Source organism: Kineococcus glutinatus, assembly GCF_039542765.1.
Taxonomy (GTDB): domain Bacteria; phylum Actinomycetota; class Actinomycetes; order Actinomycetales; family Kineococcaceae; genus Kineococcus_A; species Kineococcus_A glutinatus.
The window spans coordinates 1-1,070 of sequence record NZ_BAABIL010000905.1 but is presented as its reverse complement, the minus strand read 5'-3'; the positions used below and the strand labels follow the sequence as shown (position 1 = coordinate 1,070).

General features: G+C 80.6%; 1 protein-coding gene. It reads left to right on the top strand.

Annotated features, from left to right (window positions below; genetic code table 11):
- Positions 1 to 1,070, top strand: a 1,070-nt coding sequence (locus tag ABEB16_RS22485; protein ID WP_345714369.1) for an ATP-grasp domain-containing protein, incomplete at both ends; no start/stop codon positions are given.

Here is a 1,070-nt window from a genome sequence, read left to right as displayed (position 1 = left end):
CGCGGGGCCCTGCCGGCGGTGCTGGCGCTGGCCGCGGGCGGCTGGGGCGTCGGGGTCGCCAGCCCGCAGGGGCGGGGGCTGGCCTCGACCTCCCGCGCCTGCACGGCCCGCCACCGCGTGCCCCCGCCGGGCACGCCCGCCGCCGAGCTGGCCGACGCGGTGGCCGCGCTCGTGCGCACCGGCGGCTACGACGTGGTGTTCGGGGCGGGGGAGGCGGAGGTGCTGGCACTGTCCGCGCACCGCGACCGCCTGGGCGCGGTGTTCCCGCACGGCCCGCACGCCGGGGTGCTGCGGGCGCTGGACAAGGTGGAGCTGTCCCGGGCCGCCTCGGCCGCGGGCATCGCCGTGCCGCAGGTGCTCACCGCGGAGGAGGTGCCGGACGAGCGCACCGCCGTCATCGTCAAGGCCCGGCTGCACGCCCGCCCGGACGTGCCCGGCGCGCCGCCGCGCATCGACACCACCGTCGTCACCGGTCGCAGCGCCGTGCGGCGCCGGCTGGCGGAGATCCGCGGCCTGGGCGGCGAGGGCGAGGTGCAGGTCCTGCACACCGGTGAGCTCGTGGCGTACTCGGCGGTGCGCGGCCCGGACGGCGTGGTGGCCGACTCCATGCAGCGGGCGGCGCGGATCTGGCCGCCGGGGGCCGGGGCGAGCTCGCGGGCCCGCACGGTGGAGGTCGACGAGGAGCTGGCGGCGCGGGCGTCGGCCCTGCTGGCCGGGCTGGGCTGGTTCGGCCTGGCGGAGCTGCAGTACGTCGAGGAACCCGACGGCACCGCCCGGCTCATCGACCTCAACGGCCGCTTCTACGGTTCCCTGTCGCTGGCGGTGGCGGCGGGCGCGAACCTGCCCGCGGTGTGGGCGGACCTGGCGGTGGGCCGGCCGGTGCGGCCGGTGCGGGCCCGGGCGGGGGTGCGCTACCAGTGGGGCAGCGCCGACGTGCGCCGGGCGCTGGCCGAGCGCCGCGGCGGTCTGGGGCGCGACCTCGCCGTCACCCTGGGCGCGGCCGCCGGCGCCCGGCACAGCGTGCTCGACGTCCACGACCCCGGCCCGGCGCTGGCCAGGGCGCTGGCGGG